Annotated in this window: 14 protein-coding genes and 1 pseudogene; 9 read left to right on the top strand and 6 right to left on the bottom strand. The window is 55.7% G+C overall.

From position 1 onward, the window contains the following. The first annotated feature begins 41 nt into the window (after positions 1–41). Positions 42–1,036: pseudogene (locus HMPREF1024_RS13825) on the top strand (LacI family DNA-binding transcriptional regulator). Here HMPREF1024_RS13825 and HMPREF1024_RS13820 read toward each other — a convergent pair. Continuing rightward, positions 1,033–2,454: a sugar porter family MFS transporter gene (locus tag HMPREF1024_RS13820; protein ID WP_009308591.1), complete on the bottom strand. Its 1,422-nt coding sequence runs from the start codon at positions 2,452–2,454 to the stop codon at positions 1,033–1,035. The pseudogene HMPREF1024_RS13825 and the gene HMPREF1024_RS13820 overlap by 4 nt on opposite strands. A 295-nt stretch (positions 2,455–2,749) precedes the next feature. Continuing rightward, entirely contained in the window at positions 2,750–3,511 is a 762-nt protein-coding gene (gene kduD, locus HMPREF1024_RS13815; RefSeq protein WP_002916003.1) for a 2-dehydro-3-deoxy-D-gluconate 5-dehydrogenase KduD, read from the bottom strand. 210 nt (positions 3,512–3,721) lie between these two features. Between kduD and HMPREF1024_RS31975 the strand changes: the two genes are divergently transcribed. Both HMPREF1024_RS31975 and HMPREF1024_RS13810 read left to right on the top strand, forming a co-directional pair. Beyond that, positions 3,722–3,853 (top strand): hypothetical protein, encoded by a 132-nt coding sequence (locus tag HMPREF1024_RS31975; protein ID WP_032412328.1) that lies wholly within the window; start codon positions 3,722–3,724, stop codon positions 3,851–3,853. A gap of 143 nt (positions 3,854–3,996) precedes the next feature. Next, complete coding sequence (locus HMPREF1024_RS13810) at positions 3,997–5,172, top strand: oligogalacturonate lyase family protein (RefSeq protein WP_009308592.1); 1,176 nt, start codon at positions 3,997–3,999, stop codon at positions 5,170–5,172. Between the two features lie 135 nt (positions 5,173–5,307). Here the strand turns inward: HMPREF1024_RS13810 and ompK26 are convergent, their stop codons facing one another. The 3 genes from ompK26 to HMPREF1024_RS13795 all read right to left on the bottom strand — a co-directional run bounded on the left by ompK26 (position 5,308) and on the right by HMPREF1024_RS13795 (position 8,418). Next, entirely contained in the window at positions 5,308–6,003 is a 696-nt protein-coding gene (gene ompK26 / locus HMPREF1024_RS13805) for a KdgM family porin OmpK26 (RefSeq protein WP_004143995.1), read from the bottom strand. 248 nt (positions 6,004–6,251) lie between these two features. Then, positions 6,252–7,430, bottom strand: coding sequence for an acetyl-CoA C-acetyltransferase (locus tag HMPREF1024_RS13800; RefSeq protein WP_002916052.1), 1,179 nt, complete (start codon positions 7,428–7,430; stop codon positions 6,252–6,254). Between the two features lie 118 nt (positions 7,431–7,548). Next, complete coding sequence (locus HMPREF1024_RS13795; protein ID WP_004185510.1) at positions 7,549–8,418, bottom strand: LysR family transcriptional regulator; 870 nt, start codon at positions 8,416–8,418, stop codon at positions 7,549–7,551. 102 nt (positions 8,419–8,520) lie between these two features. On the opposite strand from HMPREF1024_RS13795, the gene HMPREF1024_RS13790 reads away from it, so the two are divergent. From HMPREF1024_RS13790 to mkrJ, 6 genes are all read left to right on the top strand, one after another. After that, the gene (locus HMPREF1024_RS13790) at positions 8,521–8,982 is read left to right on the top strand and encodes a multidrug/biocide efflux PACE transporter (protein ID WP_002916056.1); all 462 of its coding nucleotides are present in this window, start codon (positions 8,521–8,523) and stop codon (positions 8,980–8,982) included. A gap of 123 nt (positions 8,983–9,105) precedes the next feature. Beyond that, positions 9,106–10,335: an amino acid permease gene (locus HMPREF1024_RS13785; RefSeq protein WP_002916058.1), complete on the top strand. Its 1,230-nt coding sequence runs from the start codon at positions 9,106–9,108 to the stop codon at positions 10,333–10,335. Between the two features lie 118 nt (positions 10,336–10,453). Continuing rightward, positions 10,454–11,332 (top strand): aldo/keto reductase family oxidoreductase, encoded by an 879-nt coding sequence (locus HMPREF1024_RS13780; protein ID WP_002916061.1) that lies wholly within the window; start codon positions 10,454–10,456, stop codon positions 11,330–11,332. A 382-nt stretch (positions 11,333–11,714) separates the two neighbouring features. Further along, on the top strand, positions 11,715–12,419 hold the full coding sequence (gene mrkH, locus HMPREF1024_RS13775; RefSeq protein ID WP_004152886.1) for a transcriptional activator MrkH: 705 nt from the start codon (positions 11,715–11,717) through the stop codon (positions 12,417–12,419). 17 nt (positions 12,420–12,436) lie between these two features. Continuing rightward, entirely contained in the window at positions 12,437–13,009 is a 573-nt protein-coding gene (mrkI, locus tag HMPREF1024_RS13770) for a transcriptional regulator MrkI (protein WP_002916079.1), read from the top strand. Between the two features lie 143 nt (positions 13,010–13,152). Then, positions 13,153–13,869 carry a phosphodiesterase MrkJ gene (gene mkrJ, locus HMPREF1024_RS13765; protein ID WP_009308593.1) on the top strand — a complete coding sequence of 239 codons (717 nt, stop codon included), beginning with the start codon at positions 13,153–13,155 and terminating at the stop codon, positions 13,867–13,869. A gap of 34 nt (positions 13,870–13,903) precedes the next feature. Here the strand turns inward: mkrJ and mrkF are convergent, their stop codons facing one another. Further along, the gene (mrkF, locus tag HMPREF1024_RS13760) at positions 13,904–14,539 is read right to left on the bottom strand and encodes a type 3 fimbria minor subunit MrkF (protein WP_002916122.1); all 636 of its coding nucleotides are present in this window, start codon (positions 14,537–14,539) and stop codon (positions 13,904–13,906) included. Between the last annotated feature and the right edge of the window lie 10 nt (positions 14,540–14,549).

Consider the following 14,549-nt stretch of genomic DNA (forward strand, 5'->3'; position numbering starts at 1 on the left):
AGTTGTATAGCCTGTACTCTGCGGCAATGGCGGAGGAAAAAATGGCGTCCCTGAAAGATGTAGCAAAACTGGCGAATGTATCTCTGATGACCGTCTCACGGGCGCTGAACACCCCGGAGCGGCTGAAGCCCGAGACACTGGCCCGCGTGCAGGCCGCCATCGCCGAGACCAACTACGTCCCCGACCTGTCGGCGAAGAAGATCCGCGGGGCCGCGCCACCCCCAGCACCATCGGCGTGCTGGCGCTGGATACCGTCACCACGCCCTTTTCGGTGGAAATCACCTTATCGATCGAAGAGACGGCCCGCGCCCACGGCTGGAACAGCTTTGTGGTCAATATGTTTTCTGACGATCGTCCGGAAGCGGTGGTCGACCTGCTCCTCTCCCACCGTCCGGACGGCATTATCTTTACCACCATGGGCCTGCGCCAGGTACCACTGCCGGAAAAACTGCTGACTCTGCCCTGCGTGCTGGCCAACTGCGAAAGCCTCAGCCAGCCGGTGGCCAGCTATATCCCGGACGATGAACAGGGGCAGTACGACGCGGTGAAAGCCCTGCTTGCCGCTGGCTATCGTCGTCCGCTGTGCCTGCACTTACCCGCCAGCCAGCCGGCGACGATCCGCCGCCGCCGGGGGCTGGAGCGCGCCTGCCGGGAGGCCGGTATCGAACCGGATCATCTGAGCCATTCGTATATGGGCCAGGGCGATGAGCATTACCACGATATCCCGGCGGTGGTGCTGGCGCATATCCGCGAGGGTAAACCTGGCTTTGACTCAGTGATCTGCGGCAACGATCGCATCGCGTTTATGGTCTATCAGACGCTGCTGGGCCAGGGGTTACGCATTCCACAGGACGTGGCGGTAGTGGGATACGACAACATGGTGGGCATTGGCGATCTGTTTCTACCGCCGCTCTCCACAGTGCAACTGCCGCATTATGACATCGGGCGCCTGAGCGCCCTGCATATCATTCACGGCGACAACCATCGGGAGACGCGCAAAGTCGCCAGCCCGTGGTTGCCGCGCGCCTCACATTAACGATTACCGATGTTGCGCAGCTTCTCGCCCGCCATCAGGTTGCGCTCAATGTGCTCGAGGGTGACATTCTTGGTTTCCGGGATCAGCCAGAAGGTGATGCCGATAAAGGCCACGTTGAGCGCCGTGTAGAGCCAGAAGGTGCCGGCGGCGCCAATCGCGTCAAGCAGCGTCAGGAAAGTGGCGCCGATGATCATGTTCGACACCCAGTTGGTGGTGGTCGAGCAGGTGATACCGAAGTCGCGGCATTTTAGCGGCTGGATCTCGGAGCAGAGGATCCACACCACCGGCGCCGCGCTCATCGCATACCCGGCAATACACATCATGGTCATGCCGACGGAGAGCCAGGAGAGGCCGCTGGATGCGGTGCCATTGTCGAACTGCATCAGGCAGTAGCCCAGCACCAGAGTGCCCAGCGCCATCACGCTAAAGCCGATTTTCAGCGCTGGCTTGCGGCCCGCTTTATCCACTGTGAACACCGCAATAAAGGTGGCAAACATAAAGGTCAGGCCCACCACCAGGGTGGCGATCATCTGCTGTTCAGTAGTGGTAAAGCCCGCCATTTTAAAGATACGCGGCGCATAGTACATGATGATGTTCATGCCGGTGAATTGCTGCATCGCCTGCAGCAGCATGCCCAGGAACACCGCCCGGCGCACGTTACGATTGACCTTAAACAACGCCCAACCGCCCTGCTTCAGCTTGAGGCTCTCACGGATCTCGTTAAGCTCGTCGCGCGCCTTTTCCGAGGTATCGCGCAGCATCCGCAGCACTTCTTCCGCTTCGATATGGCGTCCCTTCTCCGCCAGCCAGCGCGGGCTGTTCGGCAAAAAGACGACCAGAATGATCAGGATCACCGCCGGCAGCGCCAGCACGCCCAGCATGGCGCGCCAGTTACCGCTGTAGCTAAAGGCGGTATCGGAAAGAAACGCCAGCACAATGCCAAGGGTGACCATCAGCTGATACATACTGATCATTTTCCCGCGCACGTTCTCGCTGGCCATCTCGGAGAGGTACAGCGGCGCGGTATAAGAGGCAATCCCGACTGCCACGCCCAACACCACGCGGGCCACCAGCAGCACCTCCACGTTGGCGGCAAAAGCGGATCCGATAGAGCCGGCCACAAAGAGTACGGCCCCCGCCATCAGGCTGTATTTACGGCCAAGGCGGAAAGACAGCCAGCCGTTAAACAGCGCGCCTATCGCCGCCCCCAACATCATGCTGCTAACCACCCACTCCTGAAGCTGGCTGGATAAGGTGAAATGGTCGGTTATAAAGGGCAACGCTCCGGATATCACGCCGATATCCAGGCCAAAGAGCAAGCCAGCCACCGCCGCGGCGATGGAAACAAACCAGTTCATCCGCCGGGTATCACGTTGCGTCCGCGGCGATAATGTAGAGTCGTTACTGATTGAAGTCATTTTTTTCCTGCCACACAGAGTAAGACATAAGACGAAAGTACGTGACTGGTGGATGAATGGGTCAGGCAGGATAAGCCAAAGATATGGACTATATTGCTGGCAGGATGGGTTTTGTGATGGACATTAAACTTTCAAAGTAACAAAAAATGCGTTTCCAATAGTTAATAACCCTGTTTATACAGAGCGGTAACATTATACCCGTGTTCCGGAGTATGGACGATCCGCACTTTGCCGTATGGACAATAATTGCTCAGATGGCCGGAGCGATACCACAGACTCCGGCCATCGCGGACGGTTAGCGCGCCAGCCAGCCGCCGTCCACCGCCACCGTGTAGCCATTGATGTAATCGGAGGCTGAGGAGGCAAGGAACACGACTGGCCCCATCAGATCGGCCGGTAGCCCCCAGCGCCCGGCGGGAATGCGATCGAGGATTTCGCTGCTACGCTGCTCGTCGGCGCGCAGCTGCTGGGTGTTGTTGGTCGCCATATACCCCGGGGCGATGGCGTTGACGTTGATGTTGTGTTTGGCCCACTCGTTGGCCAGCAGGCGGGTGACGCCCATCACCGCGCTTTTGGATGCGGTATACGACGGCACGCGGATCCCCCCCTGGAACGACAGCATGGAGGCGATGTTAATGATCTTCCCGCCGCTGCCCTGGGCGATAAAGTGTTTCGCCGCCGCCTGGGACATAAAAAATACGCTCTTGATGTTGAGGTTCATCACGTCGTCCCAGTCTTTTTCGCTGAACGCCAGCGCGTCCTCGCGGCGAATCAGGCCGGCATTGTTGACCAGAATATCAATATGGCCGAACTCCGCCACCGCCCGCTCCAGAAGCTGAGGAATACCGTCGATCTGGCGCAGGTCGGCGGTCAGGCTAAGAAAACGGCGTCCCAGCGCGGTTACTCGCTCGATAGTCTCCACCGGTTCGACGATATTGATACCGACAATATCGCAGCCCGCTTCCGCCAGCCCGAGGGCCATCCCCTGACCTAAACCGGTATCGCATCCGCTCACGACGGCCACTTTTCCCTGCAGGGAGAATGCATCAAGAATCATATTATGTTCCTTAGTCGTTCAGAGCCTGCTGTTTGCAGGCAAGGTTCTCTCGGCCCGGTCCGCGCCGGCGGCGCGACTGAGCGTGGGGCGAACTCTCGGGCATAGCCCACCATAATGAAAATAAAACAGAGTTCCGTTTTGCTGATGGGTGCCATCTTAGCCCCGCCCCCAGCCATTTTCAATATTATTTAAAACGATGTTTCATTTTTTATGATGACGATTACAAAAAAAGAAAAAGCGAAGGAGCCTCCCGGCACGCGCCAGGCCGGAAAAGGTTTTGAAAAGATAAAGATTCAACCGTTTGTCTGCAGAGGTGCCGAAGCGAAGCCAGCAGCCCGCTGAAAACGCGGGAATTACGCTGAACTGCGTGAGCCATCACAAATAATGAAACAATGTTTTGATAAATTAACACCTGTCTTTTAAAACATATCACTCAGCGACACGCCTCTGGTCCAGCGGCATCGCAGGAAAGAAAGGAGCACTACATGGCTAAAGGCATGCGGGTCAAACTGAATTATCACGTCAGCCACGATCCGGATACCGGGGCGGAAGTCACCCGCTTAACTCCCCCGGAGGTCACCTGTCATCGCAACTACTTCTATCAGAAGTGCTTTTTTAACGATGGCAGCCATTTACTGTTCGCCGGCGAGTTTGACGGCCACTGGAACTACTATCTGCTGAATATCGCCAGCGCCGAGGCCGTCCAGCTAACCGAAGGCGCCGGGGATAACACCTTCGGCGGCTTCCTCTCCCCGGACGATAAGTCGCTTTATTACGTGAAAAATGACCGTATCCTGCTGGAAGTCAACCTGACTACCCTCGCCGAGCGCGAAGTTTATCGCGTTAGCGATGACTGGGTAGGGTATGGCACCTGGGTGGCAAACAGCGATTGCAGCAAACTGGTGGGCATTGAGATTGCCAAAAGCGACTGGACGCCACTCAACGACTGGCAGATTTTCCATGATTTCTTCCATAAAGGACCGCACTGCCGCCTGCTGCGCGTCGACCTGCGCAGCGGTGAGAGCCAGGTGATCCATGAGGAAAAAATCTGGCTGGGACACCCGATCTATCGTCCCTTCGACGACCATACCGTCGCCTTCTGCCATGAAGGGCCGCACGATCTGGTGGACGCCCGCATGTGGCTGGTCAACGAGGATGGCAGCCATGTTCGCAAAGTCAAAGCGCATGCTCCAGGCGAAAGCTGTACTCATGAATTTTGGGTGCCGGACGGTTCGGCGCTGATCTACGTCTCCTATCTGAAAGGCCAGCAGGGGCGGACGATCTATCGCTTTGATCCCGAAAGCGGCGTCAACGAGGCCCTGATGACGATGCCGGCCTGCTCGCATCTGATGAGCAATTTCGATGGCACGCTGCTGGTAGGCGATGGCTCAGGTACACCGGTGGATGTCAAGGATACCGGCGGCTACTCCATTGATAACGATCCCTGGCTGTATGTCTTTAACGTGGCGGAAAAGCGCTACTTCCGCGTCGCGCGCCATGATACCTCGTGGGCGACGGTGGCCAACAGCCGCCAGGTAACGCACCCGCACCCCTCATTTACCCCGGACGATAGCGCCATTCTGTTCAGCTCCGATAAAGACGGTAAACCGGCCGTCTATATCGCGAAATTACCCGCGCACCCGTCAATGCTGAGCGCCTGATCCACACCACACTTTTTTCTGTAACTGGCCTTGCCCTCCTTCGCGGAGGGCTTTTTTTGTCCCTTCTCTTTCCCCCATAAAAAAACCCCGGCTGACGGCGCCGGGGAAAACAAACGATGAGGGATGAATGGTCGGTCAGAACGAGTAAGCCACCCCAACGCGGAAGCGGGTCTGGCGATCGCTGCGGTCATTGACCCCGACGTTGCCAATTTCGCCATACGGCGACCAGTTATTATCCAGCTTATAGGCCACCTTCACGTTATATTCCTGCGAGTAGGGTTTATTGTCGTTGCGGCTGACCCCTTCCGAGCTGCGGGCATAGACATAGTTCAGCTCTGTACGCCAGTCGCCGAGGACAAATCCGGCCCACGCGTCGCCGCGGTTAACTTTGTCATCATCTTTGCCGGCGTTGTTCGGATAGCGGGTGTATTCATAGCGATAGCGAGCGGCGACATAGAAGCCGTTGTCGAAGCTGTACTGCGCGTGCAGGTGCGGCTTGTAGATGGAGCGGCTGTCGTTGCTCTCAATGGTAAACCCGGGGGTGAGGAACAAGTTCGACGTTGCTTTCCAGCGCCAGCTGATGGTGTCTTCATGACCATTGCCCACCACGTCCGAATAGGGTTGCGAACCGTTGTCGCCACCCGAACGCCATTTGGCCTCGACGGTAAAGCCTAAGCCGTTGGCAAAGCGGTGAGAAACGGAGACGCGGTCAGCATTACTTTTATCACTCTTTCCGCCATCAATAAATTCATGACGTAAATCTATCGTTACCGCGGTTGCTGCAAAAGACATACCGCAGAGGGCGGCGAGAACCAGAGAGCGTTTTAACATAGGGTACCCTTACAATAAATAAAATGACATTTCGTTTTTATGAAACATCATTTTATTTTTTAGGCACCATAGTTTTAGTGACCAGGATCGTAGTTATTTGTTTCAAAAAAGGTGGCACAACAAGACGTGACGAAGCTCAATAATTTCGCCGGGGAGAGTGAAAGAGGGAGGGGAAAAATAAGGGTTCGGCAAAGCACGGCGCATAAAAAAGGCCTCCCGCAGGAGGCCATGGAAATCGAGGTATAGCGCTATGCGCGTTCTACCGCCAGCGCCACGCCCTGACCGCCGCCAATGCACAGCGTCGCCAGACCTTTGCGGGCATCGCGCTTTATCATTTCATGCACCAGCGACACCAGAATCCGGCAGCCGGAGGCGCCGATGGGGTGGCCGAGGGCGATCGCGCCGCCGTTGACGTTGACCCGGCGCTCATCCCACTCCAGTACCCGGCCAACCGAGATCGCCTGAGCGGCAAAGGCCTCATTGGCTTCGATCAGATCGACGTCGTCCAGCCGCCAGCCGGCCCGCTCCAGACAGCGACGGGTGGCATGCACCGGGGCAATGCCCATCAGCGCCGGATCGACGCCGACGCTGGCGAAGGCGCGGATCCGCGCAAGGATCGGCAGCCCCAGCTCCAGCGCTTTAGCCTCGCTCATCATCATTACCGCCGCCGCGCCGTCATTGATGCTTGAGGCGTTGCCGGCGGTTACCGATCCAAGGCGATCGAAGGTGGGCTGCAGGCTGGCCAGCCCTTCCGCGCTGGCATCCACCCGCGGTTGTTCATCGGTATCCACGGTGCGCGCCGCGCCGTTATGCTCGGTGACAACCGGGACGATCTCATCGCGAAAGCGACCGGAATCAATCGCCTTGCGCGCCTTATGCTGTGAGCTGAGCGCCCAGGCGTCCTGCAGCTCGCGACTGATGCCAAATTCCCGGGCCAGGTTTTCCGCCGTGACGCCCATATGATAATCGTTGAAAGCATCCCACAGCCCATCATGCACCAGACTGTCAATCAGCTGGCTGTTGCCCAGCTGGGCGCCGGTACGGCTGTCGGTAAGCACATGCGGAGCTCGGCTCATATTCTCCTGGCCGCCAGCGATCACCACGTCCGCTTCCCCGCACTGGATCGCCTGGGTAGCGAGGTGCAGAGCCTTCAGGCCGGAACCGCAGACATCGTTAATGGTGATAGCCGATACGGTGTTAGGCAGCCCACCGCGAATAGCGGACTGACGCGCCGGATTTTGTCCGGTCCCCGCGGTCAGCACCTGGCCGAGGATCACCTCATCCACGCTGTGCGGATCGATTCCCGTCTTCTCCACCAGCGCCTTCACCACCACGCTCCCCAGCTCGACGGCTGAATGGCGCGATAATGCGCCCTGAAAGCAGCCAATCGGCGTTCGCAGCGCGCCGACGATCACGACATCCTTCATCCTCTACCCCTGCCCATGCATTTGCGCAAAGAAACAGCGATATACTAGATAATTGTTATCAAAAAACTTTGTAATTGTTTAAAAAAAGTGAAGCCAATCACAAAGAAATAGCTATTCGTTAACGTTCACGCCGCTGCAGATGCTGACGAAGCCAGCTGCCGGCCGCTCCCGGCGGCGCTTTCTTATTCCACAGCAGATCGACTGAAATCGCCCGCGGCCAGCCGGGGATATCGAGCGCCACCAGCCCGCCCTGCGGCGCAAACTCCGCCACCAGCGCGCTGGGCAGAATGCACCAGCCGAACCCCTGCGCCGCCATGCTGAGCAGCAGCAGGTAGTTTGGCGCCGACCAGACCTGGCCTGCGGCAGGTTCGGTGGCGCTGGCCAGAAAGGTGCTCAAACGCAGCTCGCGCCAGCTGCGCAGCTCATCCCAGGCGACCTTACCCTGCGCCGCCAGCGGATGGCCAGGGGCTACATAAATGCCCATCGCCGTCTGCAGCGGCAGGCGGGTGCTGCCGATATCGGTGGGGTAGCGCTCCCTCGCCTCAATCAGCCCCACCTGGGCGCGGGATTTTTGCAGGAGATCGATCACATCCTCGTCTTCGCCAATCAAACACTCAAACTCGGTATGAGGAAAGCGGCGGTCAAACTGCACCAGCAGATCTTCCAGCACGTCCGGGTGCAGAGTATCGGAGAGCACGAAGGTCAGCCGCGGCTCCGTCTCGCCGGACAGCGACACAGCCAGTTCGTCCAACCGCTCGCTGGCGGCGAGAATCGCTTTGACATAGCTCAGCACCTGCTCCCCCTGCGGGGTCAGCGTCGGTTGCCGCGTTGCCCTGTCAAAGAGGGTTACGCCGAGATCGGCCTCCAGATTGGCGATGGCGGTACTGATCGTCGACTGACTTTTCCGCAGGCGGCGGGCGGCGGCGGAGAACGATCCGCTGTCGACCGCCTCGACAAAGGCGGTTAAGGCTTCCGGTGAATAACGCATGATGTATCTACAATATCGATGGGTCTTATCTTTTGTTTATCATATTTTTCCATAAACTGCCGGGTAATTTCCTGTTCAGGCTAAAACTGGAGGTAGCTCGCCATGCAACAGACCCCACATCAGCGCAAGACGCTCACCGAACGCGTTATCCACGCCATCACCTTCGAAGGACTGGCGACGCTGATCCTCGCCCCTACCGCCGCCTGGCTGATGCAGCGCTCGGTAGTGGAGATGGGCGGACTGAGCATTCTGCTCGCCACCCTGGCGATGGTATGGAACATTATCTATAACGCGGCGTTCGATCGCCTGTGGCCGGTCTCCCGCTTCCCCCGCCAGCTGAAAGTACGCGCCCTGCACGCGCTCGGTTTCGAAACCGGATTCGTCATCATTGGCGTCACCATGGTGGCGATCGTGCTGGGCGTCTCGCTGCTGCAGGCGTTTATGCTGGAGATCGGTTTTATGCTTTTCTTCCTGCCCTACACCATGGCCTTTAACTGGGTATGGGACACCCTGCGCGAGCGCGTTATTCGTCACCGCCGCCCGCGCCAGACGGCGCGCGGTTAATCCCGGCGCGGATCTTCGACGATCCGCCGCGACTTTATCACCAAAAACTATCGCAACAGACGAACCATAAATATGGTAAATTGCACTCCTTTTTTTTGGTTTGACGGTTGATAAAGTCGCATAATGTCTAAAATTTGGTCTAAAGAAGAAACTCTATGGAGTTTTGCCTTATATGGCACTGCAGTAGGCGCTGGGACGCTATTTCTACCGATCCAGCTGGGTTCGGCTGGCGCCATTGTGCTGTTCATCACCGCGCTGGTCGCCTGGCCGCTCACTTACTGGCCCCACAAAGCGCTGAGCCAGTTTATTCTCTCGGCCAATATCGCGCCGGGAACCGGGATCACCGGCGCAGTTAATCACTACTATGGTAAGAAAATTGGCAACCTGATCACCGGCCTCTATTTCCTTGCCTTCTTTGTGGTGGTGCTCATCTACGCCGTGGCCATCACCAACTCGCTGGCCGAACAGGTGGCGCATCGCACGCCGATGACCCCAGGGCTGCGTGCGCTGCTGAGTCTGGGGGTCGTGCTGGTCCTCAACCTGATCTTTCTCATGGGACGGCAGGTCACCATCAAGGTGATGGGCTTTCTTGTCTTCCCGCTTATCGCCTGTTTCCTGTTTCTCTCCCTCTATTTAATCCGCGACTGGCATCCGGAGCATCTCACCAGCCAGATGCAGTTCAGCCCGCAGACGCTCCACCAGGTCTGGATCTCTATTCCCGTGATGGTTTTCGCTTTTAGCCATACGCCGATCATCTCGACTTTTGCTATCGATCAGCAGGAGAAACACGGCGACCTGGCCATGGGTAAATGCAAAAAAATCATGAAGGTGGCCTACACCATCATCTGCGCCAGCGTGCTGTTTTTTGTCTTCAGTTGTCTGCTGGCGATCCCGGCAACCTATATAGAGACCGCCCGCGATCAGGGGGTGACTATCCTCTCCGCCCTGTCGATGGTGCCAGGCGCGCCGGGATGGCTGGCGGTGACCGGCATCATCGTCGCCGTCGTCGCTATGTCGAAATCGTTTCTCGGAACCTACTTCGGAGTGATTGAAGGCGCCAGCGAAATCGTCAAAAGCTCGCTGGGCCTGCTGGGCGTGCGTAAGAGCCGCGCTTTCAACCGCGCGATGTCGATCCTGCTGGTCTCCGCCTTCACTTTTGCGGTGTGCTTTATCAACCCGAATGCGATCTCAATGATCTACGCTATCAGCGGACCGCTTATCGCCATGATCCTGTTTATTATGCCCACGCTGTCGACATGGCTCATTCCGGCGCTGAAGCCGTACCGCTCGGTGGGTAACGCCATTACGCTGGTGGTTGGTCTGCTCTGCGTGTCGGTGATGTTCTTCGGCTAATCCCCTCTGGCGACAGCGGCTGCCTGAGCTGCTGTCGCACATTCTGACAATATTCTCCCCCTTGCCTTCCTTGTGAGCGGATTACACTTACGGCTTAGCCACCGTGAGGAGAGTTCTTATGTCCAGTGTCACCTTATCCGGTCGCGGCACGCTCGGCGATCGCCAGGTCTATCGCTTAGGTTACGGCGCGATGCAGCTGGCCGGCCCCGGTGTTTTCGGCCCGCCCAAAGATCCTGAAGAAGCGGTGCGCGTACTACAGGCCGCCGTCGAGGCCGGGATAAACCATATCGATACCTCTGATTTCTACGGTCCACATGTCACCAATCAGTTGATCCGCAAAGCGCTCCACCCCTACCCTGACGATCTGTGCATTGTCACCAAGGTCAGCGCCCGCCGTGACGAGAAAGGCAACTGGCTACCGGCCATGTCGCCCGCCGAACTGACCCAGGCCGTTGAAGACAATTTGCGTCACCTGGGGCTCGAGGTACTGGAAGTGGTTAATCTGCGCAGTATGCTGAGCCCGCACGGCCCGGTGGAGGGTTCGCTGGAGGCGCCACTCGCCACCCTGCTGGAACTGAAAGAGCGAGGATTAATCCGCCATATCGGCCTCAGCAACGTGACGGCAAAGCAGGTCGCGGATGCGCAGAAAATGACGCCCATCGTCTGCGTGCAAAACCTTTATAACGTTGCCCATCGCGCCGACGACGCGCTGGTGGATGCGCTGGCCGCCCAGCACATCGCCTGGGTGCCCTTTTTCCCGCTGGGCGGTTTTACGCCGTTGCAGGCGCAGGAGTTGAACGAGGTCGCGGCTTCGCTTGAGGCGACGCCGATGCAGGTCGCCCTCGCCTGGCTGCTCCAGCGAGCGCCAAATATTCTGCTGATCCCCGGCACCTCCTCCCGCACGCACCTCGCGGAAAATATTGCCGCTGCCGAGCTGGTCCTGCCCGCGGAAGCGCTGCGCACCCTCGATAATATCGCCACCGCCGCGCGCCGCTGACCTGCCAGACAAAATGGAGGGAACCCTATCCCTCCTCAATATTTGCCTGGAAAAACCTCACCGCTACTGGCACTATAGATCCTACAAATGGGGCGTGATCGACGATCGTTCTCTCATTATCCCCGTTAATTAAACTTAAGTTTTTATCCTTCGACCGGTCTCCAGCTTGGAGGCCGTTGTCGTTTTTGTCATGACCAAAATTCGAAACTCTTGATTACAGGAAATACAATATCAAATTCCAAGTTTATACATATCAATCTGGCTGCAAAGATAGTCAATAACATCAAACGCTCATAAAAACATCTGATTAACCCAATCAGAATGTTGCTATTGCTATAAGAAAAATCAAACGCCTCACGACAACTATTTACAAGGGATGCATATGACAGAGGGAACGATAAAGACCAGTAAGTATGAAATTATTGCTATTTTCAGAGAGGAGTTGCGCAAACGTACTGAAATTGAAATATTTTTTAACAACACCAGTATCATAACCCAACTGACGCGCGTGGACTTTGCCGAGTTTCATATTCAGACCCATCGCAAAATCCCGTCCGGGCATAAAATTCGCTTTCTCCTGCATAGCGATTCAGGGAAAATAGAGTTTAATGCGGCCCTGACAAAACATGACAATAGCGGTGTCGATAAAGGTATCCGCTACGCTTTTTCATTGCCTGAATGCCTGCAGGTAGTGCAGCGTCGCCGCGATCCCCGCTTTCGTTTACGCCATGAGCATGACTTTTATTGCCGCGGCCGCCATAAAAACGGCGAAAACTATCTTTTCGATATCAAAGACATTTCAGATGGCGGTTGCGCATTGATGACCAAAACGCCGAATCTTAAATTTCTCAGCCACAACGCCTTACTGAAAAACGCCGTACTTATGCTTGCAGAATATGGCGAGATCACCATCGACCTGGTGGTCAAAAATGTCATTGTTATCACCCTGGATAACGCTAATGAAGAGAGTGAGAGCTACTATCAGATATCCTGCCAGTTTAAGTTCCGCCATCTCGATGACCAGCGCAGAATAGAGAAGATACTGCTGGACCTGATCTTAGAAGCCAAGCGCAAAAAGAGAATCTGACAACCTTGGACAGTATATTGCTGTACACCAATGACAATCTCATTGGTCACTCAATCTATCACTACCTTATTGATAGCCATGAAAATGCCACCCGTCTGAGTTATGCCGATGTCATCCATGAGAAACATCTGCCACTGGCCCAGACGATTATTTTCAATTTAATTAATAAGGATATTTCTGCCATCAGAATCGTCGATCTGCTGAATGCGCTCCGCCTTTCCCTGCTGCGCTGCCAGCAGCCGGTGCTAATGGTGAAAAGCGACATTGTCGGGCTGTGCAGAGAGTTGATAAACTTTGACAACGCTATGATTATTAGTGAGAAATCTCCGCTAACTCTTTTTTCATCTATCGTCCAGCGCGCCAAAGGCGTCAGCGAACTGCCGCCGCGAGGATTGCGCAAACAGCTTTCACCACGGGAGTGTCAGATCCTCGAACTGCTCATTGCCAACAATAATAATAAGCGTATTGCCGCCCTGCTCGGCATTGCTCATAAAACGGTTCATAGCCACCGCATCCATATCATGCAAAAACTGGGTATAGATAATTCCCGCACTATGAATCAGCGTATTGCCGCTCTCCATCAATGCTAAATGTTCTCCCGGTAAATCAGTAGCGGATAAAGCGTACTTATTCGCTGTTGATTTACATTTCCCGCCATTCCCATTAATCATCAGGTAGCCTATAATTAATGTATCCTCTGCCTATTGTCTGACTAACCTCGTGAAGAGGGATAATGAACACTAAAATATTCGAAGACAACATTTTATCTCGTAATGATATCGCTGTACGCTACGTCTTTCAGAAAATGTTTTCCCCACAAGGTACTCTGGTCGCGGTGGAATGCTTAAGCCGCTTTGATAATCTTTCTATTTCCCCCGAAGATTTTTTCCGCCATGCTACCGCCGCCGTTCGTGAACGTATTTTTCTCGAACAACTGGCACTGATTGAAAAGCATAAAGCCTGGTTTTTACGTAACCATATTTCCGCAACAATTAACGTTGATGACCATATCCTGAACCTGTTGCGCCAGAAGGATATAAAAGCCAAAGTCGCCGCCCTGACCTGCGTCCATTTCGAGGTAACCGAAAACGCCGAGAATCTGCTGCATAATTCCCTTGCCGCCTGGCAGAGCCCACAGGATACCTCACTGTGGCTCGACGACTTCGGCTCCGGCTACGCGGGAATTAACGCTATTCGCGGTTATCACTTTGACTATGTGAAAATTGATAAGGATTTTTTCTGGCACCTGATGCGCAAAGAGTCCGGCCGCCAGCTGATGGATGCGCTGGTGACCTTTTTANCGCGCAACCATCATAATGTGATTATTGAAGGTGTCGAAAGCGAAGCCCATAAAGAATGGCTGCAGGGAATGGAGTGGTTTGCTATCCAGGGACATTACTGGCGGGAAGTCAGTATTGAACAACTGGTCGCCGATGATATTGCCATGTAAAAAAAGCCGGGAATTCCCGGCTTTTTAACGTCACTTAATTATAAACTAATTCCCACGTTGCCCAGCTGGTAATCGGCCCGCTGGTGGCGCTTTTCGGCGTTGGCGAAACATAGCCAACGTAATAGGTGAACAGGCCGCCGCTGACCGCGCTTTCCTGCAAACGCACCTGATTTTGCTGCGGGTCCGCCGGGACAATTTTATTACTCTTATCCAGAGTATTATTATCGTTAGTCGATAGGGCCAGATAAATATTCTGCGCTCCATCCGGCAAGGTATTGGCCAGATACCCGGCGTTTTCGTTACCGACCGCCGTCAGTAAAAAACCATCGACCCAGCGCACGCTGACCCGACGCACCTCATCCTGCGAAGCTGCTCCACCATCATGACGTAGCTGGCAGTTTGACAGCGCCAGGGTAAAAGGCTGCGGCTTCATAAACGCCCCGGCCCCGCGATCGTGGACTTCCGCCAGGCTGACCGGCGCCAGCCAGACATTACCGCTGCCGGCATGCTGGCCGCCGTTTAGCGCGACGCTACAGGAAATATCCGTCACCCGCCCGGCAAAATCGACCCGTCCGCGATCGTAATTGGTCTCAAAACCCCACGCCGAGGGGGCGGCGAGGCTGCCGCAAAATAGCAGCCACGCGATAGTGTTTTTCGGCAATCCCTTCATTCCCCCTCCC

Source organism: Klebsiella sp. 4_1_44FAA (assembly GCF_000238715.1).
GTDB classification, from domain to species: Bacteria; Pseudomonadota; Gammaproteobacteria; order Enterobacterales; family Enterobacteriaceae; genus Klebsiella; species Klebsiella pneumoniae.